This window comes from Streptomyces sp. NPDC048196, assembly GCF_040652715.1.
Taxonomy (GTDB): Bacteria; Actinomycetota; Actinomycetes; order Streptomycetales; family Streptomycetaceae; genus Streptomyces; species Streptomyces siderophoricus.
The window spans coordinates 90670-110075 of sequence record NZ_JBEZMM010000016.1 but is presented as its reverse complement, the minus strand read 5'-3'; the positions used below and the strand labels follow the sequence as shown (position 1 = coordinate 110075).

Here is a 19406-nt window from a genome sequence, read left to right as displayed (position 1 = left end):
TCACGGATCGCCTGTCTTTTGCTGCGTCTCGCCCTTAACGCCCCTTTTATCTGAGGGCTTTCCGGGCCCGCTCAGGCTTTGCTCAGTGTTTGGAACGCACCGCCCTGACGTGCTGAAATTCGCTGAACTCCGGAGTAGGAAAGCCCAGAAGAAACGGCACAGCAGGTAGTGCCGGCCGCCGAGAGGTTGTTGGTCGAGTGAGGCGAAGCACGTCTAGCCCCGAGCCGCAGGAACCGCGGCGGGGCAACTTCACGCCGCCACCGAGAGGTGGCGTACCGGCTTCCGACGCGCCCGAGGACACGGTCGCGAAGCCTCCGGTCAGCGGTAGCAAGTTCTCCCCGCGCAACTGGCGGGTGGCCACCCGGCTGAACGCCATCCTGCTGATCCCCGTGCTGCTCGCCCTGGTCTTCGGCGGCCTGCGGGTGAACACCTCGTTCGCCACCTGGCAGGAGGCGCAGGACGCGGAGAACACCGCGAAGCTCGTGCGCGCCGCGCTGTCCTACAGCACCGCCCTGAACGACGAGCGGGACCGCACCGCGGCACCGCTGCTGGAGGGCAAGAAGGACGACCCGGTCGTCCAGGAGGCCCGGGACACCACCGACGCCGCCGCCGACGCCTTCCACAAGGCCGCCAAGGCCATGCCGGACAAGCCGGGCCTCAAGCGCCGGCTCGCCGCGTTCGAGAAGGTCGAGCCGAAGCTCCAGGTGCTGCGCCAGGCCGCGTACACCGCCAAGCTGCACGGTGTGCAGACCGAAGAGGGCTACGTCGAGGTCCAGCACCCGCTGATGGAGTTCGCCAACGAACTCGGCCTGGGCACCGGCAACATCACCTCCTACGGCCGCACCGTCTACGCCGTCGCGCTGGCCAAGGCCGCCGAGTCGCTGGAGCGCTCGATCGGCACCCACCTGCTGGTCGACCCGGCGACCCCGCAGGGCGGCAAGGAGCACAAGCTCCAGCTGACCGCCTTCGCGTCGTACCGCTACCTGGAGGGCATCGCCATCGGCGAGTACACCTCCGGCGGCACCCCTGAGGACGTCGAGCGGCTGAAGAAGGACGCCGCCGCACTCAAGCAGGCCGCACAGCAGAAGATCGCACAGGCGAAGCAGCAGGCGCAGGCCGCGAACCGGCCGTTCCGCACCCCGCCGTCCATCGACCAGATGTCCACCTGGATCGGGACCGGCGCGGCGCCGGAGACGCTGAGCCTGAAGGGCGTCACCTCCGACAGCTACTTCGCGGCCGCAACCGGCAAGTTCAACATGTACCGGTCCATCGAGAAGGACCTGGCCGACAAGGCCGTGAACGAGGCCGCGCAGATCTCCGCGGACGCCAGGCGGTCCACCTTCGTCGACTCCGCGATCGCGGTCGCCGCGCTGATCATCGCGTTCGTCGTGGCCGGTCTGATGGCCCGCCGGATGAGCCGCAACATGCGCCAGCTGCGCAACGCCGCCTTCGGTATCGCCGAGCAGCGGCTGCCGATGCTGGTCGACCAGCTCTCCCGGACCGCGCCCGGCCGGGTCGACACCCGCGTCACCCCGATCCCGATCTCCACCACCGACGAGATCGGCGAGGTCGCCCGGGCCTTCGACCAGGTGCACCGCGAGGCCGTCCGGCTGGCCGCCGAGCAGGCGCTGCTGCGGGGCAACGTCAACGCGATCTTCACCAACCTCTCCAGCCGCAACCAGGGCCTGATCGAGCGTCAGCTGGAGCTGATCACCGACCTGGAGAACAACGAGGCGGACCCGGACCAGCTGGAGAGCCTCTTCCGGCTCGACCACCTCGCCACCCGTATGCGCCGCAACGGCGAGAACCTCCTCATCCTCGCCGGCGAGGAGCCGGGCCGCCGCTGGAACCAGCCGGTGCCGCTGGTCGACGTCCTGCGGGCGGCGATCAGTGAGGTCGAGTCGTACGAGCGGATCGACCTCACCGGCGTGCCGGAGAGCGAGATCCACGGCACCGCCGTGACCGACCTCGTGCACCTGCTCTCCGAGCTGCTGGAGAACGCCACCACGTTCTCCTCGCCGCAGACCAAGGTGCGGGTGACCGCGACCCGGCTGCCCGACGGCCGGGTGATGATCGAGATCCACGACAAGGGCATCGGGCTGACCCCCGAGGACTTCGCGGACATCAACCACAAGCTGGCGAACCCGCCGAGCGTGGACGCCGCGATCTCCCAGCGCATGGGCCTGTTCGTGGTCGGCCGGCTGGCCGACCGGCACGGGATCCGGGTGCAGCTGCGCCCCTCCGGCGAGCAGGCGGGGACCACGTCCCTGGTCATGCTGCCCGAGGCGATCACCCACGGTGGTGGCGGCGACGAGCAGTTCGAGGACGACTTCACGGTCTCCCGGATCGTCCCCGAGCACCAGCAGGCCGCCTACGAGGGCCACCAGCGCACCGCCGCCGAGCTGGGCTTCGACGACAGCCGCTACGCCCGCCCGGACGCCACCGACCTGGACATGGTCGGCCGCTCGCTGCTGCGCGAGGAGCGCCGGGCCGCGCTGGAGGCGCAGGCCATCGGCACCGAGCGCCCGGCCGAGGGGCCGGACGCCGGCAATCCGCTCTTCCGCGACCCGGCGACGTCCGCCACCGGTTACCAGGGCCACCCCGCCCCGGGCTATCCGGAAGCTGATCAACCGCTCTACGACGACCGGTCGCACGGCAGCCAGGCGTTCGGCGATCCCGGCTTCCCGGAGACCACCGGCCAGCAGCCATACGTCTCGCACGAACCGGTACAGCCGGACGAATGGTCCGAACGCCACGCATTCGAGGGCTACTTCGGGACCGAAGCGGAATCTGACCGGAATACAACTGCCGCTCCCGCTGACGCGCCCGAGCGCGTACCATTCGAGCGTCCGGGCCCCACACCGAGCGACCCGCACCCGCTGACGGACGCCGGCCTTCCGCGCCGCGGAGGCCGCGACCAGCAGGCACAGCAGGTTCAGCAGCCGCGGAGCGCGCCGGAGACCGGCCAGGACGGCTCCGACTGGCGCAGCTCGAACGACGAGCGCTGGGAGCGGGCGGAGCGGCTGCGCGAGCCGAAGGCAGGCGGAGTCACAGCCTCCGGTCTTCCCCGCCGGGTACCCAAGGCCAACCTGGTCGAGGGTTCCGCGGAGCAGACCCCGCAGGGCGGCCCCCAGGTCTCCCGCGCCCCGGAGGACGTCCGCGGCAGGTTGAGCAACCTGCGCCGCGGGGTCCAGCAGGGACGCAACGTCGGCACGGACCCCTCCGGGGTCCCCCAGAATGACCAACAGGGCTTCGGCCCCGGCAGCACCTACGATCAGGAGCGTTAGTGTGAGCCCGATGAGCCAGGCGGCGCAGAATCTGAACTGGTTGATCACCAACTTCGTGGACAACACCCCCGGGGTGTCCCACACGGTCGTGGTCTCCGCGGACGGACTCCTTCTCGCGATGTCCGAGGGCTTCCCCCGTGACCGCGCCGACCAGTTGGCGGCGGTGGCCTCCGGGCTGACCTCGCTGACCTCCGGCGCGTCCCGCATCTTCGAGGGCGGGAGCGTCAACCAGACCGTGGTGGAGATGGAGCGTGGCTTCCTCTTCATCATGTCCGTCTCCGACGGATCGTCGCTGGCCGTGCTCGCGCACCCCGAGTGCGACATCGGTCTGGTCGGCTACGAGATGGCCCTGCTGGTCGACCGCGCGGGCACGGTGCTGACGCCCGACCTGCGCGCCGAACTCCAGGGCAGTCTTCTCAACTAGCAAACAGGCAGTGCGTTTCCCGCCGCCGCGTCTTATGGTTCGGTGGCGCGACCGGCGTCAGACAGGCAAGTTGGAGGAGGAGACGTGGCAACGCCCCCTAGCGGATACCCGTACGGTTCCGGGCAGGAGTCCGGGCCTGTGGGCGAGACCCATCACAACCGCTTCAACTTCCCGTCTGCGCCGAGCCGCCGGCCGCAGCGGCTTCAGCCGCAGCCACAGCAGCCGGGGCCGTACGACTCCCAGCCGTACGAGCCGTCGGTGTACGACCAGCCGCAGGCCCCGCGCATCCAGCCGGTGCAGCCGCCGCGGAAGCCCGAGCCCGCTCCCTCCGGGGCGAACAACCCGCTCGTGCGCCCGTACGCCATGACCGGTGGCCGGACCCGGCCGCGCTACCAGCTCGCCATCGAGGCGCTGGTCAGCACGACCGCCGACCCGGCCAAGCTGCAGGGCCAGCTGCCGGAGCACCAGCGCATCTGCCACCTCTGCCGCGAGATCAAATCGGTGGCCGAGATCTCGGCCCTCCTCTCCATCCCCCTCGGCGTCGCCCGAATCCTCGTCGCCGACCTGGCGGAGGCCGGGCTCGTCGCCATCCATCAGCCCGGCGGGGACGAGACCGCCGGCGGACAGCCAGATGTGACACTGCTCGAAAGGGTGCTCAGTGGACTTCGCAAGCTCTAGCGGTGCAGCCCGCTCCACCACCTCCGCGAAGATCGTGGTGGCGGGCGGCTTCGGCGTGGGCAAGACCACGTTCGTCGGGGCCGTCTCAGAGATCAATCCGCTGCGTACCGAAGCCGTGATGACCTCCGCCTCCGCGGGGATCGACGACCTCACGCACGCGCCGGACAAGACGACCACGACCGTGGCGATGGACTTCGGCCGGATCACGCTGGACCAGGACCTGATCCTGTACCTCTTCGGTACGCCGGGCCAGGACCGCTTCTGGTTCATGTGGGACGACCTGGTCCGCGGTGCCATCGGCGCCGTCGTCCTGGTGGACACCCGCCGCCTGGCCGACTGCTTCCCGGCCGTCGACTACTTCGAGAACAGCGGCCTGCCGTTCGTCATCGCCCTCAACGGCTTCGACGGACACCAGCCCTACACGCCCGACGAGGTGCGTGAGGCCCTCCAGATCGGCCCGGACGCCCCGATCATCACCACGGACGCCCGGCACCGCAGCGAGGCCAAGAGCGCGCTCATCACGCTCGTCGAGCACGCCCTGATGGCGCGCCTGCGCTAGCGCCGCCGCGTACCGGCCCCCCGTGCCCGTACGCCGCACCTGCCGGAAGGCCCCCACATCGCGTGATGCGGGGGCCTTCGGCGTGTGTGCGGGATGCGCCGCGAGCGGCTACTTACGACCCGGGCACTCCTTCCAGGCGAAGTGGTACACCGTGTTGATGCTGCCGTCGGTGGAGTCCATGGCCATGTAGCTGGTGGCCTTGGGGTCGGCCGACTTGCCGTCCACCCTCAGCTCGGTGTTGATGTTGAAGTAGCGCTCCTCGCCGCAGGGCGCGTAGACCAGGGCGTCGACGTCGGTCTCGTCCGAGGTCTGCCAGTTGGTCTCGTAGGGGCCGGTGAAGGTGTGGCTCTTGCGGGCCGTCTGCTGCTGGCCCTGGAAGTAGTAGTTCGCCTGCTCCAGCCCCTTGGCGCCGGGGGCCAGCGAGGCGTAACCGCGGTAGTCGGCGCGGGCGATGGCGTAGGTGAAGCCCTGCGGGACGTGGACGTTCAGGGCGATCTGGCAGTTCTTGCGGGCGTCGGTGGGCTTGCTGGTGCCGCCCGCCTGGGCGAGGTATTCGCTGTAGGTGACGGTGAAGGCGGTGTTGTCGGGGGCGATGGCCACCGCGGCGCTGCCGGGTCTGCAGCCCGATCCGTTGACCGTGGCGACGGTGATGGTGATCTTGCCGGTCGGCGGGTCGTCGCCGAACCGCGCTGGTGCGGTGGGGGATGCCGATCCGGCGAGGAGCAACGATGCCACGGCGGCACCAGCACTGAGCGTGCTGAGCATGGGCTCTTCCTTCCGGTCGTCCTAGGCCCGCGGCGCGGGAACACCAGGAGTAGGGATGACGAGCGCATGCCAGCACGGGAAGCTCCCCTTGACCAGCTCTGCTCCGCAGGATTGGGGCGAACCTACACCTTGATTCGGACGTCGGCTACCGAATCGGAACACCCGGACGCGGGGCTACTGATGCGACATCAACGACCTTTGTTCACAAGGAAGTTGAAAAGGGAATGAGTGGGAACAGGAACGGGAAGGGCCCCGCGGGCGTGCCGCGGGGCCCTTCCGTCGTGCTCGGTCAGCGCTGCCAGCTGGTCGCGCCGTGGAAACCGGTCTGGCGCTCCAGACGGCGCCAGCGGGCGGCGGTGGCGTGCGGGCCGGCCGGGGCGGCGGCCGGGCGGTGGGCGGCGCGGGCCAGCAGGACGGCGGTCAGGGCGGCGAGCTCTTCCTCGCTGGCCTGGCCCTTCTCCACGCGGATCGGGGCGGTGCGGTGGGCAGCATTCACGGTGTCTTCTTCTCCGTCGTCGCGTCGTCGGTGATTCGCGGGTGCCTGAAGGGGCTACTGGGGCGGGTTGCCGTGCTTGCGGGCCGGGAGGTCGGCGTGCTTGGTGCGCAGCATGTCCAGGGCCCGGATGAGGGTCCGGCGGGTGTCGGCGGGGTCGATGACGTCGTCGACCAGACCACGCTCGGCCGCGTAGTACGGGTGCATCAGCTCGGACTTGTACTCCTTGACCATGCGGGTGCGCATGGCCTCGGAGTCGTCGGCCTCGGCGATCTGCTTGCGGAAGATGACGTTGGCCGCGCCCTCCGCGCCCATCACCGCGATCTCGTTGGTCGGCCAGGCGTAGGTCAGGTCGGCGCCGATGGACTGCGAGTCCATGACGATGTAGGCGCCGCCGTAGGCCTTGCGCAGGACGATGGAGATGCGCGGCACGGTGGCGTTGCAGTACGCGTACAGCAGCTTGGCGCCGTGCCGGATGATGCCGCCGTGCTCCTGGTCGACGCCGGGCAGGAAGCCGGGCACGTCGAGCAGGGTGACGATCGGGATGTTGAAGGCGTCGCACATCTGGACGAAGCGGGCGGCCTTCTCGGACGCCTCGATGTCCAGCACACCGGCCAGCGACTGCGGCTGGTTGGCGATGATGCCGACCACCTTGCCGTCGAAGCGGCTCAGCGCGCAGATGATGTTGGTGGCCCAGCGCTCGTGGACCTCCAGGTACTCGCCGTCGTCGACGATCTCCTCGATGACCTTGCGCATGTCGTACGGGCGGTTGCCGTCGGCCGGCACCAGGTCCAGCAGCGCGTCGCCGGAGCGGTCGGCCGGGTCCTCGCACGGCACCGACGGCGGGTTCTCGCGGTTGTTGGCCGGCAGCAGGGAGAGGAGGTAGCGGACCTCCTCCAGGCAGGTCTGCTCGTCGTCGTAGGCGAAGTGGCAGACACCGGAGGTCTCGGCGTGCACATCGGCGCCGCCCAGGCCGTTCTGGGTGATCTCCTCGCCGGTCACCGCACGGACCACGTCCGGGCCGGTGATGAACATCTGGGAGGTCTCGCGGACCATGAAGACGAAGTCCGTCAGGGCCGGGGAGTAGGCCGCGCCGCCCGCGCACGGGCCGAGCATGACCGAGATCTGCGGGATGACCCCGGAGGCCTTGGTGTTGCGCTGGAAGATGCCGCCGTAGCCGGCCAGCGCCGAGACGCCCTCCTGGATGCGGGCGCCCGCGCCGTCGTTGAGCGACACCAGCGGGGCACCGGCCTGGATGGCCATGTCCATGATCTTGTGGATCTTCGTGGCGTGCGCCTCACCGAGCGCGCCGCCGAAGATCCGGAAGTCGTGTGCGTAGACGAACACCGTCCGGCCGTGGACCGTGCCCCAGCCGGTGATCACACCGTCGGTGTAGGGCTTCTTCGCCTCCAGGCCGAAGCCCGTCGCCCGGTGCCGGCGCAGCGGCTCGACCTCGTTGAACGAATCCTCGTCCAGCAGCAGCTCGATCCGCTCGCGCGCCGTCAGCTTGCCCTTGGCACGCTGGGCCTCGGTCGCCCGCTCGCTGGGTCCGCGCCGGACCTGCTCACGGATGGCGTGCAGCTCGGCGACGCGCCCGCGGGCGTCGTTGGCGCCGGCGGGCAGATCTTCGACAGTGGTCATGTATCGACGGTACGTGTGCGGGGCGCCGCACACCGATGTCGGTTTCGTACAACGTCACATGCGTTTTGGTGGGCAGGCAGTACAGAACCCTCCTGTACGCGGCCCGCGTCCCGGCCCCCGTTCGGGTGGCCGGGACCCGCTTCCTCTGTATGGGCCCGACAAACGGCCGCCGAGTGATGTTGTGGTGACCGGTGGTCCGCGGGCCCGGACGGCCGGCGGTCCGCGGGCCCGGCGGAACGGGCCCCGGCGCAGGTCAGCGCAACCGCACGGTGCAGCGGTGGGTGGCGCAGACCGTACCGGGGCGGGCCCGCAGCCGAAGGCCCCGCCCGGTCTCCAGCACCTCGATCGACGGGTCCTGGTCGAGCACCCCGCACACCTGCCGTGACCAGGTGATCTCCACCGGATCACCGGTCCGCGCCGGGGCCGCCAGGGACAGCCGGGCGGTCCGCCCGTCCGGCCGCTCGCGGATCAGCACGCTCACCGGGCCGCTGCTGCGCAAGGGGCCCGCCCGCCCCGCCCGCCAGAAGTTCGCGGCCGTTACGCCGAGCGGGTGGACGGCGATCGCCTGGCGGCACGCGTCGTTGGCGAGCACGGTCAGCCAGTGCGGGTCGGCGGCCCGCGCCGCGACGGTGTGCGCACGGGCCCCCGGCATCAGGAGGTACGCATAGCAGGCATCCGACGGATCGACCCCGTGATCGCACCACAACGTGACATATCGCCGGGTGAACGGCTCCGCGGACGAGGTGGTGTTGATGTCGTGCCAGGAGCCGGTGCGGGCCTCGCGCAGCGCGTGCAGCGCGGCGCCGCCGGGGAAGACATAGCCGCCGTGCCCGGCGAGGTGGGCCCAGCGGGCGCGGCGGAAGGCGGCGCGCCGGCCGAGCGTGCCGGGCTGCCGTACGCCGTCGACGGTGAGCGCGGCCGTGCCGTACTCCCCCAGGCGCCGGTTGTCGACGACGGTCTCGACCGCCACGCCGTCCCGCGCGGTGATCCCGGCGCCCAGACAGACGACACAGTCCGCGAGCGCGAACCAGGACTTCCGGGCGCGCAGCGTCGAGGACAGCCCGCGCAGCTGCTGCCCGAGGGCGGCGAACTCCCCGTCGGTGGTACCGCCGACCCACCGGGCGTCGGGCTTCGGCTCACCCCAACCGCCGCCTTCGTTGTCCGCGAGCCGCTTGGTGGAGACGGTCGTGCCGGGCAGCCGGTACGGGTCGACGGTCGGCCAGAAGGCATCCGTGTACTGGTCGCCGCCGAAGTCCGCGCCCCACCAGTACGTCATCCCGGCACCGGTGTGCCAGCCGCGCCGGTTCTCCCCGTTGCCGTTCTCGTAGTACGTGATCCGGTCCGAGCACATCGCCACGTTCGCGACCCAGCCGGGGCGGCGGTGAACGGCGCGGTCCATGGCCGCGAAGAGCCGGTGGCCGACGGGCTCGGCGGCGGCCGGGCCGGGCCCATCGGCGATCTTCCGCAGCCGGGCGAGGTCGGCGACGCCGTACTGCCGGTCGGTGAGCACCGGCAGGGTGCGGTCGCGGGCGGTCCAGCCCTTGATCATCGCGTGCCAGCGGTCCCGCTCGGCGGCGCTCGCGCTCTCGCCGAGCAGCGCGAGGGCGGCGATCAGCGCATGGCCGTGGTAGTGGTCGCTGCGCAGCACCCTCCGCTCGTCGTTGCGGAGGTAACCGCGGCTGATCGCCCGGCCGTTGACGCTGTCCATCATCAATCCGTTGTGCAGCAGCGGCGCGTAGGCATGCTCCACGCTGTCCAGGATGACCTGCCGCCCCGGATCGGTGACCTCCCACTCCGACCCGCCGAGCAGCGCGAACAGCCGCCCCAGCCCGTCCAGCAGGACGTAGCCGTAGGTACCGGAGTAGGCGACCCAGGTGTGCTGCACGAACGAGCCGTCGGCGTAGAGCCCGTCGCCCTCGCTGACGTACGGGAAGACCGGCGAGAGGGCGTCCCGGGCCAGTGCGATCTTGGCGGGCGTCCGGCCGAGGATTCCGCGCAGGGCGACCACCCGGCACAGGTCGACGCGGTTGGCTCCGGTGCTGGTGCCGGTGTAGTCGCCGAGCATCGTGTCCGGCACGAAGTGGTCGACGGCGGCGAGACAGCGGGTGCGCAGGTCACCGGGCAGGCCGCCGCCGTCGGGCAGGTGCTCGTCCAGGATCGCGAGGGTGTCGAGGAGGAGTCTGGGACTGCCGATCTGCCACTCCCACCAGTTGCCGTAGCGGCTGGTGCCGGTGTTGTAGACAGTGGCTTCGAGGTGGTCGAGGCCGGTGCGGACGGCGTCGGCGAGGCCGGGGTCGCCGGTTCGGCCGGTGCCGGGCTGGGCGTACGCCTGGGCCATGGTGTTCAGCCGGCCGTAGCTCTGGGTGATGCCGGAGGGCGGGTCGTACGGGCAGTCCGGCCACAACGAGCCGGCGGCCGGCCGCATGCCCGCCCGGAAGGTGGCCGCGAGGTCGCCGGTCTCCTTCAGGACGGCGGCGTACGGCGGCGCGGTGGCGTCGAAGCCCGCGCCGAGGGTGAGCGTGCACCAGCGACTGCGGAGGGTGTCATAGGCGTCGCCCCCAGGAGACAGGGGCGCGGCGGACGCGGGGTGGGCGGCGGCGAGGGCGAGCGCGCTCGCGGTGGAGACGGTGAGAAATCCTCGGCGTGACCAGACGGACGGGGCGGGCTCGGTCGGCACGGTCGGTCCTCTCCATGGCGTCAACTGGGGTGTGGCGCTGCGCACTTGGGAGTTCCCGATGGTCTAGCACGGCCCCTCGCGGCACGGCAATGACCGCGTCGCAACGCCGCCCACCACCCGTACGGCCGAGCCCGGCACCCCCTCCGGGAGGTTCAGCCCATCGCCGAGAGGTTGAACATTGAACTAAATACCGCTACGATGGCACTGTCGTTGAACGTTAAACCACTCTGCTGTCCGCAGCACCCGTCCTGAGGAGGAGCCATGGCTCTGTTCACCCGCAAGCGCACCGCCGAGACCGCCGCCCCCGCCGCCGTCCTCGAGGCGGACCCCGCGCTCGCCGCGCTGACCGGCGACTACACCATCGACCCGGCCCACAGCAGCATCGGCTTCACCGTCCGGCACGCCATGGTCACCAATGTCCGCGGCACGTTCGGCGCCTACGAGGGCACGCTCGCCCTGGACGGCACCGACCCGTCCCGGTCCGCCGCCTCCCTCGACGTCGAGATCGCGAGCATCGACACCGGCATCGCGGACCGCGACGCCCATCTGCGCAGCGCGGACTTCTTCGACGCCGAGAACTTCCCGCGGATGACCTTCCGCAGCACCGCCGCCGAGCGCGTGGCCGGCGACCGCTACCGCCTCACCGGCGACCTCACCCTCCGGGGCGTCACCAAGCCGCTCACCATCGACCTGGAGTTCCACGGCTCGGCCACCGACGTCTACGGCGCCGAGCGGGTCGGCTTCGAGGGCAGCGCCGAGATCCTCCGCTCCGACTGGGGCCTGACCTGGAACGCGGCGCTGGAGGCCGGCGGCGTCATGGTCAGCGACAAGGTCAAGCTCAGCTTCGACATCTCGGCGGTCAAGGCGTAGCCGTCGGTTGCCCGCGGTGGCCATGGGGGCGGGCGTGATCCTTCACGCCCGCCCCCACCCACGTTTTCGTGGCAAGCACCACGACGTGGGAAGCACTACGCCTGGGGCTCGACCCCGGCCCGCAGCAGCCCGTACGCGTAAGCGTCGTCCAATGCCTGCCAGGACGCCGCGATGACGTTCTCCGCCACGCCGACCGTGGACCACTCGCCGCGGCCGTCGCTGGTGGAGACCAGGACGCGGGTGATGGAGCCGGTGCCGAGGGCGCCCTCCAGGATGCGGACCTTGTAGTCGACGAGCTCCATGTGGGCGAGCTGCGGATAGATCCGCTCCAGGCCCACCCGCAGCGCGCGGTCGAGCGCGTTGACCGGTCCGTTGCCCTCCGCGGTGGCGACGATCCGCTCGCCCTTGGCCCACAGCTTCACGGTCGCCTCGTTGGCGTGCGTGCCGTCGGGGCGGTCCTCGACGATCGCCCGCCAGGACTCGACGGTGAAGTAGCGCAGGGCCTTGCCGCGGACCTCCTCGCGCAGCAGCAGCTCGAAGGAGGCGTCGGCCGCCTCGTAGGTGTAGCCGGCCAGTTCGCGTTCCTTGACGCGCTCCACGACCCGGCCGACCAGCTCGCGCTCGCCGCCCAGGTCGATGCCCAGTTCCTTGCCCTTGAGCTCGATGGAGGCGCGGCCGGCCATGTCGGAGACCAGCATCCGCATCGTGTTGCCGACCAGCGCCGGGTCGATGTGCTGGTAGAGGTCCGGGTCGACCTTGATCGCGGAGGCGTGCAGACCGGCCTTGTGGGCGAAGGCGGAGACGCCGACGTAGGGCTGGTGGGTGGAGGGGGTGAGGTTGACGACCTCGGCGATGGCGTGCGAGATCCGGGTGGTCTCGGCGAGCTTGCCCTCGGGCAGCACCCGCCGGCCGTACTTGAGCTCCAGCGCGGCGACGACCGGGAAGAGGTTGGAGTTGCCGACCCGCTCGCCGTAGCCGTTGGCGGTGCACTGCACGTGGGTGGCGCCGGCGTCCACCGCGGCGAGGGTGTTGGCGACGGCGCAGCCGGTGTCGTCCTGGGCGTGGATGCCCAACCGGACGCCGGTGTCCGCGAGGACGGTCCGGACGACCGCGGTGACCTGCGCGGGAAGCATCCCGCCGTTGGTGTCGCAGAGCACCACGACATCCGCACCGGCCTCGCCGGCCGTGCGGACGACCTGCTTGGCGTAGACCGGGTCCAGCGCGTAGCCGTCGAAGAAGTGCTCGCAGTCCAGGAAGACCCGGCGGCCCTGGGAGCGGAGGTGGGCGACGGTGTCCCGGACCATCGCGAGGTTCTCCTCCGGGGTGGTGCGCAACGCCAGTTCGACGTGTCCGACGTGGGACTTGGCGACCAGCGTGATGATCGGGGCCCCGGAGGCCAGCAGGGCGGCGACCTGGGGGTCGTCCTCGACGCGGACGCCGGCCTTGCGGGTGGCGCCGAACGCGACCAGCTGGGCGTGCCGGAAGTCGATCTCCTCGCGGGCGCGCTGGAAGAACTCGGTGTCCCGGGGGTTGGCGCCGGGCCAGCCGCCCTCGATGAAGCCGACGCCGTACTCGTCGAGGTGCCGCGCGATGGTCAGCTTGTCGGCGACGGTGAGGTTGATGCCCTCGCGCTGCGCACCGTCGCGGAGGGTGGTGTCGAAGACGTGGAAGTCGTCGGGCACCGCGCCGGCGGGACGGGGGGCGGGCGACGGGGAGGCTTGGGGTGCGTCCGTCATGCGGTCTGGCTCCTGTCGGGTTCTCGGTCTACCGGAATAACCGGTGCCACCGCCCCTCCATGCTCCCTCGCGCTCCGCCTCCGGTGGGGTGTGGGCCGGAAACGAAAAAACCTCTCGCGGGTGCGAGAGGTCTGCGCGCGGGTCTGGGACGACGGTGGCCGCGCCGTACTCGGGTCGTACGGGGCGGTCACTGCGGACCGGCGCGCCTGCTGCCAATAATCATGGCGAACGAGAGCACGGTCCGCAGTGTGCCATATCGGGCGCACCGCGCACCCGGCGGTCTCACTATGCGGGCGGCGTGTCCACCGCGGCCCAGCGGCGGAGCGCGGCGGTGGCCCGGGCGCGGTCCCGGCCCGCCGGCCGGGCCCGGGTCGTGGCGTGGCCGGCGCCGGGCGCCACAAGAGGGCTCGGCGGCCGGGCGTACCGGACCGGACCGGGCCGGGCCGTCGCCGCGGGCGGGGCCGCGAGCCCTGCCGCGAGCAGGCCGGTCAGCAGCAGCGGTACGAGTGGACGCCTGGTCCTCGTCATGCCGTCCAGCGAAGCCGCCCGCGGCCGGCCGCGGATCCCCGGGAACGGGGAACGGCCTCCCCGGGCGGGGGAGGCCGTGGCCGGAGCGGGTAGGCGGGTCAGTCGGCGACCGGCTCCCGGCCCGGGGTCCGGGCGGGATCGGCGGGTGCCTCGGTGCCGACCCGGTGCAGATCGATGGTCCGGGTCTCCCGCATGGTGATGTAGACGATCAGCGAGACCGCCGCGCAGCCCGCCACGTACCAGTAGTAGCCGGACTCGATGCCGCCGTTCTTGAACCACAGGGCGACGTATTCGGCGGTGCCGCCGAACAGCGCGTTGGCGATCGCGTAGGGCAGTGCGACGCCCAGTGCGCGGATGCCGGTGGGGAACAGCTCGGCCTTCACACAGGCGTTGATCGAGGTGTAGCCGGTGACCACGACCAGTGCCAGCAGCGACAGCCCGAGCGCCGGCCAGAAGCTGCCGGCGTGCCGGAGCAGCATCATGATCGGCACGGTCAGGAAGGTCGAGCCGACCGCGAAGGTGATCAGCAGCGGCCGCCGCCCGATCCGGTCCGAGAGCTTGCCGGCGAACGGCTGCAGGCACATGAAGAGGAACAGCGCGCAGAAGCTGACCAGCGAGGCGGTCGGCTTGGCCAGCCCGGCGCTCTGCGAGAGGTACTTGGTCAGGTAGGTCGTGTACGTGTAGTAGGCGACGGTGCCGCCCATGGTGAGCGCGATGACCAGGAACGCCTCGCGCTTGTGGGCCAGCAGCGCCTTGATCGTGCCGCGCTCCGGGTCGGCCTGGGCGCCCTCGTCGTGGGCGTAGACCTCCGTCTCCAGCATGTTGCGCCGCAGGTAGAAGACGATCCCGGCGCCCAGCGCGCCGACGATGAAGGGGACCCGCCAGGCCCAGCTGTGCAGCGCGTCCTCGGACAGGGTGCGCTGGAGCACGATCTGCAGCCCGAGGCCCAGCAGCTGGCCCGCGGTCATCGACACGTACTGGAAGCTGGAGGCGAAACCGCGCTGCCCTTCGGCGGACGCCTCGGTCAGGTAGGTGGCGCTGGCCGCGTACTCCCCGCCGACCGAGAGGCCCTGCAGCATCCGGGCGAGGAGCAGTACGGCGACCCCGCCGTAGCCGGCGACGGCGTACGTGGGCGCGATCGCGATCAGGACGGCCGAGGCGGACATCAGGGTGACGGTGAGGGTCAGCGCGGCCTTGCGGCCCTTGCGGTCGCCGATCCGGCCGAGCAGCCAGCCGCCCACCGGCCGCATGAAGAAGCCGACGGCGAAGATCCCCATGGTGTTCATGAGGTTGGCCGTGTCATTCCCCTTGGGGAAGAACGCGTCCGCGAAGTACACCGCGAAGCTGGCGTACACGAACCAGTCGAACCACTCGACCATGTTGCCGGCCGAGCCGACCCAGATCTTCTTCCACTGCTCTCGTCCCATAGCCGATCACGGTCGCGGACCGGTCGGCCTTCGGCAAGGGAGAGCACGGCAACGATCGGGCGTACTTACGTGCGTTGTGGTCGCGCGACCGGGTGCGCCGTCGGCTACGGGCGCGGGATGCTGAGGGATTCGTCCAGGAAGTCCCGTATGTGGTCACGGACCTGTTCGCGGTCGGTGCCGGGGAGGCCGACGACGAGGTGGGTGCCGAAGCCGTCGAGGAGGGCGCGGGTGCGGGTGGCGAAGCGTTCGGCGTCGACGGGGCGGAACTCGCCCTTGGACGCGCCCTCGACGAGGAGGGCGACCAGGTCGCGGTGCCAGGCGAGTTCGAGTTCCAGCTGGCGTTCGCGGGTCTCGTCGTCGGCGTTCTGGGAGCGGTTCCAGACCTCCAGCCAGAGGGTCCAGCGCGGGTCGCGGTGGCCCTGGGGGAGGTAGAGGTCGATCAGCGCCTCCAGCCGCTCGCGGGCCGGGACGCGGCGGGAGAGGGCGGCCCGGCGCTCGGCGCCGAGCTGCTCCTCGCTCCACTGGAGGGTCTGCAGCAGCAGCTCGTCCTTGGTCCCGAAGTAGTACAGGATGTGGCCGCTGCTCATGCCGACCTCGCGGCCCAGGCCCGCCATGGTCAGCCGGTCCAGGCCCTCCGCGGCGATGGTGGCCATCGCCGCGGCCAGGACCTGCTCGCGGGGCTGGTTGAGCCGGCGCCGGGGACGGCGCACGGGACCGGGCACGGGAAACCTCCGGGTCGGCTGGACGGGGCCTTCTCGTCAGACCCTCGGCTGCTGCTGGGTGATGCAGTGGATACCGCCACCCGCTGCGAAGATCGTACGGGCGTCCACCAGCGTCACGGTCCGCCCGGGGAACAGCCGGCGGAAGATCGCGGCCGCCTCCTCGTCCCGCGGGTCGTCGAAGGCGCACAGCACGATGCCGTCGTTGCACTGCAGGTGGTTGATGTACGAGTAGTCCACCAGCTCGCCGTCCTCCTCGACGACGGTGGGCGCGGGGATCTCCACGACCTCCAGCCGGCGGCCCTTGGCGTCGGTGGCGTCGCCCAGCAGCTTGACGATCTCGTTGCAGATGGCGTGGTCGGGGTGGTCCGGGTTCGGCTGGGTGTGGACCATGACGACGCCGGGGCGGGCGAAGGCGGCGACGATGTCGACATGGCCGCGGGTGCCGAACTGGCCGTAGTCGGCGGCGAGTCCGCGCGGCAGCCAGATCGCCTTGGTGGTGCCGAGGTGGGCGTGGATCTCCGCCTCGATCTCTTCCTTGGTGCGGTCGGGGTTGCGGCCCGGGTCGAGCTGGACGGTCTCGGTGAGCAGGACCGTGCCCTCGCCGTCGACGTGGATGCCGCCGCCCTCGTTGACCAGGCCGGTGGCGTAGCGGCGGGCCCCGGCCAGCGCGCCGACCTGCTCGGCGATCTTCTCGTCGAGGTCCCAGCGGGCCCACTCCTGGGCGCCCCAGCCGTTGAAGACCCAGTCGGTGGCGGCGAGGTTGCCCTTGCCGTCGGTGAGGAAGGTCGGGCCGATGTCGCGCATCCAGGCGTCGTTCAGCGGCCGTTCGACCAGCTCGATGCCGTCGCCGAGCAGCTCGCGGGCGCCGGCCAGCTGGCCCGGTCCGGCGACGACGGTCACCGGCTCGTACTGCCGCACCGCGCGGGCGACCGCGGCCCAGGCCCGGCGGGCCTCGGCCAGCGTCTCGCCGCCCTCCGCACCGAAGGTGAAGTTGGGGCCGGGCCAGGCCATCCAGGTGCGCTCGTGCGGTGCCCACTCCGGGGGCATGGCGAAGCCGTCGGCGGCGGGAGTGTTCATGTGGGGTCCTTGGGAGGGAGCCGGTGCGGTCAGCGGACACCGGTGCGGTCGGGAAGGCGGTGGGTCAGAGGAAGTACAAGCGCGACAACGAGACGGTGTCGGCCGGCTCGGAGCGCATCGGGTCGCCGTCGAGGGTGACCAGTCCGCTGCGGGCGTCGACCTGGACCTGTCCGACCCGGGAGTTGTGGACGAGGCTTCCGGGCCCGATGCCGCGGGTGCCGCGGACCGCGACCCGGCGGCGGCGGGTGGGCATGCCGTCGTTGCCCTGCTCGACCGCGGCGCGGGCGACGAAGGCGACGGAGATCTCGGCGGGCGTCGCGCCGTGTGCCCCGAACTGCGGGCCCAGCACGAGCGGTTCGCAGGTGTCGGTGGCGGCGTTGGGGTCGCCGGTGACGCCGTAGGCCGGGAAGCCGGACTTCAGCACCAGCTGCGGCTTGGCGCCGAAGAACTGCGGCGTCCAGAGCACGATGTCGGCCATCTTGCCGACCTCGATCGACCCGATCTCGTGCGAGAGGCCGTGGGCGATGGCGGGGTTGATGGTGAGCTTGGCGATGTAGCGCAGCACGCGGGCGTTGTCGTCGTGCGGGCCGTCGCCCTCCATCGGGCCCAGCTCGGCCTTCATCTTGCCGGCCATCGCGAAGGTGCGGCGTACGGTCTCGCCGGCCCGGCCCATGCCCTGGGCGTCGGAGGAGGTGATGCCGATCGCGCCGAGGTCGTGCAGGACGTCCTCCGCGCCCATGGTCCCGGCGCGGATGCGGTCGCGGGCCATGGCGGCGTCGCCGGGCAGGTCGGTCTTCAGGTCGTGGACCGAGACGATCATGCCGTAGTGCTCGGCGACCGCGTCCCGCCCGAAGGGGAGGGTGGGGTTGGTCGAGGAGCCGATGACGTTGGGGACGCCGGCCATCTTCAGGACGTTGGGCACGTGCCCGCCGCCGCAGCCCTCGATGTGGAAGGCGTGGATGGTGCGGCCGTCCAGGACCCGCAGGGTGTCCTCGACGGTGAGGCATTCGTTCAGGCCGTCGCTGTGCAGGGCGACCTGGACGTCATGGTCCTCGGCGACCCGCAGCGCGGTGTCCAGGGCGCGGGCGTGCGCGCCCATGTCCTCGTGCACCTTGAAGCCGCAGGCGCCGCCCTCGGCGAGCGCCTCGACGAGCGGGGCGTCGCCGGAGGAGGAACCGCGGCCGAGGAAGCCGATGTTGACCGGCCAGGCGTCGAAGGCGTTGAACGCATGGCCCAGTGCCCAGGGGGAGTTGACGCCGACGCCCCACACTGGGCCGAATTCCTGGCCGATGATCGTGGTCACGCCGGAGGCCAGCGAGGCCTCCATGACGCGCGGCGAGAGCAGGTGGACGTGGGTGTCCACGGCGCCGGCGGTGGCGATCATGCCCTCGCCGGAGACGATCGAGGTGCCGGTGCCGACGACGACGTCGACCCCGTCGAGGGTGTCGGGGTTGCCGGCCCGGCCGATGGCGTGGATGCGGCCCTCGCGGATGCCGATGGACACCTTGCGGATGCCCTGGACCGCATCGATGACCAGGACGTTGCTGATCACCACGTCGCAGGTCTCGCGGACCGCGGCGGCCTTGAGCAGCAGCCCGTCCCGGGCGGTCTTGCCGAAGCCGGCCAGGAACTCGTCGCCGGGCTTCTGGGCGTCCGACTCGACCCGGACGACCAGGCCCGAGTCGCCGAGGACGACCCGGTCGCCGGCGCGCGGGCCGTGCACCGACGCGTACTCGTGGGGATCGATGCTCATGCCTGCTCCTCCGCTCCCAGGTAGCCGCAGGCGGCGGCCCGCCGCAGCGCTTCTTCCTTCGCGCCCGGTGCGTCCAGCGGGCCGTCGACGAGACCGGCGAAGCCGACCGCGATCCGGTCGCCGCCGATCGGCACCAGACCGACCTCCGAGGTGCCGCCGGGGTCGAACCGCACCGACGAGCCGGCCGGCACGCACAGCCGCATGCCGTACCCGGCCGCGCGGTCGAACTCCAGGCGGGGGTTGGCCTCGAAGAAGTGGAAGTGGGACGTGACGCTGATCGGGACCACCGCGGTGTTGCGCACGGTCAGCACCACCGCGGGCGCCGGCTCCGGGTCGGCCGGGCCGGGGAGCACCGCGCCGGGCGCCAGGGCCGCGGTCTCGTCGCGCTCCCCCGACGCGGCGCCGATCGGGTCGGTGACCACCGCGAGCCGGGAGCCGTCGTCGAAGACGGCCTCCACGTGCACCTCGGTGACCACGTCGGCCACGCCCGGGAGGACGTCGTCCGGTCCGAGCGCGCTGCGTGCCGCCTCGATGGCTTGAGCGAGGCGGCGCCCGTCCCGCGCCGCCTCGCAGACTGTGTCCGCGATCAACGCGGTCGCCTCGGGCACATTCAGCTTCAGTCCGCGGGCCCGGCGCGTCCGCGCCAGCTCGGCTGCGCCGAACAGCAGCAGCCGGTCGCGTTCCGTCGGGGTCAACCGCATCCCGTCCCACCTTCCAGCTCGGTTAGAGCACCACTCTAACCATGAAATTAGTCAACGCGAAAGCATTG

Annotated in this window: 16 protein-coding genes; 5 read left to right on the top strand and 11 right to left on the bottom strand. The window is 71.4% G+C overall.

From position 1 onward, the window contains the following. The first annotated feature begins 197 nt into the window (after positions 1–197). The 4 genes from AB0E02_RS18470 to AB0E02_RS18455 all read left to right on the top strand — a co-directional run bounded on the left by AB0E02_RS18470 (position 198) and on the right by AB0E02_RS18455 (position 4948). Positions 198–3287, top strand: coding sequence for a nitrate- and nitrite sensing domain-containing protein (locus AB0E02_RS18470; RefSeq protein ID WP_362140587.1), 3090 nt, complete (start codon positions 198–200; stop codon positions 3285–3287). Positions 3288–3297: 10 nt separating this feature from the next. Further along, positions 3298–3711, top strand: a complete 414-nt coding sequence (locus tag AB0E02_RS18465; protein WP_018087204.1) for a roadblock/LC7 domain-containing protein — start codon at positions 3298–3300, stop codon at positions 3709–3711. A 138-nt stretch (positions 3712–3849) separates the two neighbouring features. After that, the gene (locus AB0E02_RS18460; protein ID WP_030416118.1) at positions 3850–4389 is read left to right on the top strand and encodes a DUF742 domain-containing protein; all 540 of its coding nucleotides are present in this window, start codon (positions 3850–3852) and stop codon (positions 4387–4389) included. After that, entirely contained in the window at positions 4370–4948 is a 579-nt protein-coding gene (locus AB0E02_RS18455) for an ATP/GTP-binding protein (protein ID WP_073447656.1), read from the top strand. The genes AB0E02_RS18460 and AB0E02_RS18455 overlap by 20 nt, the downstream gene beginning before the upstream one ends. Before the next feature lie 108 nt (positions 4949–5056). On the opposite strand, the gene AB0E02_RS18450 is transcribed toward AB0E02_RS18455, so the two are convergent. The 4 genes from AB0E02_RS18450 to AB0E02_RS18435 form a co-directional block, all read right to left on the bottom strand. Continuing rightward, positions 5057–5713 (bottom strand): DUF4360 domain-containing protein, encoded by a 657-nt coding sequence (locus tag AB0E02_RS18450; RefSeq protein ID WP_362140583.1) that lies wholly within the window; start codon positions 5711–5713, stop codon positions 5057–5059. Positions 5714–6002: 289 nt separating this feature from the next. Beyond that, on the bottom strand, positions 6003–6209 hold the full coding sequence (locus AB0E02_RS18445) for an acyl-CoA carboxylase epsilon subunit (protein WP_030416120.1): 207 nt from the start codon (positions 6207–6209) through the stop codon (positions 6003–6005). Between the two features lie 54 nt (positions 6210–6263). Beyond that, positions 6264–7847, bottom strand: coding sequence for an acyl-CoA carboxylase subunit beta (locus AB0E02_RS18440; protein ID WP_362140579.1), 1584 nt, complete (start codon positions 7845–7847; stop codon positions 6264–6266). A 253-nt stretch (positions 7848–8100) separates the two neighbouring features. After that, complete coding sequence (locus AB0E02_RS18435) at positions 8101–10524, bottom strand: polysaccharide lyase 8 family protein (RefSeq protein ID WP_362140577.1); 2424 nt, start codon at positions 10522–10524, stop codon at positions 8101–8103. Between the two features lie 261 nt (positions 10525–10785). On the opposite strand from AB0E02_RS18435, the gene AB0E02_RS18430 reads away from it, so the two are divergent. Next, complete coding sequence (locus AB0E02_RS18430) at positions 10786–11394, top strand: YceI family protein (protein ID WP_362140574.1); 609 nt, start codon at positions 10786–10788, stop codon at positions 11392–11394. A gap of 95 nt (positions 11395–11489) precedes the next feature. Here AB0E02_RS18430 and cimA read toward each other — a convergent pair whose 3' ends face one another. The 7 genes from cimA to ureA form a co-directional block, all read right to left on the bottom strand. Further along, on the bottom strand, positions 11490–13130 hold the full coding sequence (cimA, locus tag AB0E02_RS18425) for a citramalate synthase (protein ID WP_362140571.1): 1641 nt from the start codon (positions 13128–13130) through the stop codon (positions 11490–11492). A gap of 285 nt (positions 13131–13415) precedes the next feature. Next, positions 13416–13658, bottom strand: a complete 243-nt coding sequence (locus AB0E02_RS18420) for a hypothetical protein (RefSeq protein ID WP_362140568.1) — start codon at positions 13656–13658, stop codon at positions 13416–13418. A 98-nt stretch (positions 13659–13756) separates the two neighbouring features. Continuing rightward, positions 13757–15085: an MFS transporter gene (locus AB0E02_RS18415; protein WP_362140565.1), complete on the bottom strand. Its 1329-nt coding sequence runs from the start codon at positions 15083–15085 to the stop codon at positions 13757–13759. Between the two features lie 104 nt (positions 15086–15189). Further along, positions 15190–15807 carry a TetR/AcrR family transcriptional regulator gene (locus tag AB0E02_RS18410; RefSeq protein ID WP_362140562.1) on the bottom strand — a complete coding sequence of 206 codons (618 nt, stop codon included), beginning with the start codon at positions 15805–15807 and terminating at the stop codon, positions 15190–15192. 36 nt (positions 15808–15843) lie between these two features. Next, complete coding sequence (locus AB0E02_RS18405; RefSeq protein WP_362140559.1) at positions 15844–16884, bottom strand: agmatine deiminase family protein; 1041 nt, start codon at positions 16882–16884, stop codon at positions 15844–15846. 64 nt (positions 16885–16948) lie between these two features. Further along, positions 16949–18637, bottom strand: a complete 1689-nt coding sequence (locus tag AB0E02_RS18400; RefSeq protein WP_362140556.1) for an urease subunit alpha — start codon at positions 18635–18637, stop codon at positions 16949–16951. Continuing rightward, complete coding sequence (gene ureA / locus AB0E02_RS18395) at positions 18634–19338, bottom strand: urease subunit gamma (RefSeq protein ID WP_362140553.1); 705 nt, start codon at positions 19336–19338, stop codon at positions 18634–18636. The genes AB0E02_RS18400 and ureA overlap by 4 nt, the downstream gene beginning before the upstream one ends. Positions 19339–19406 lie beyond the last annotated feature (68 nt).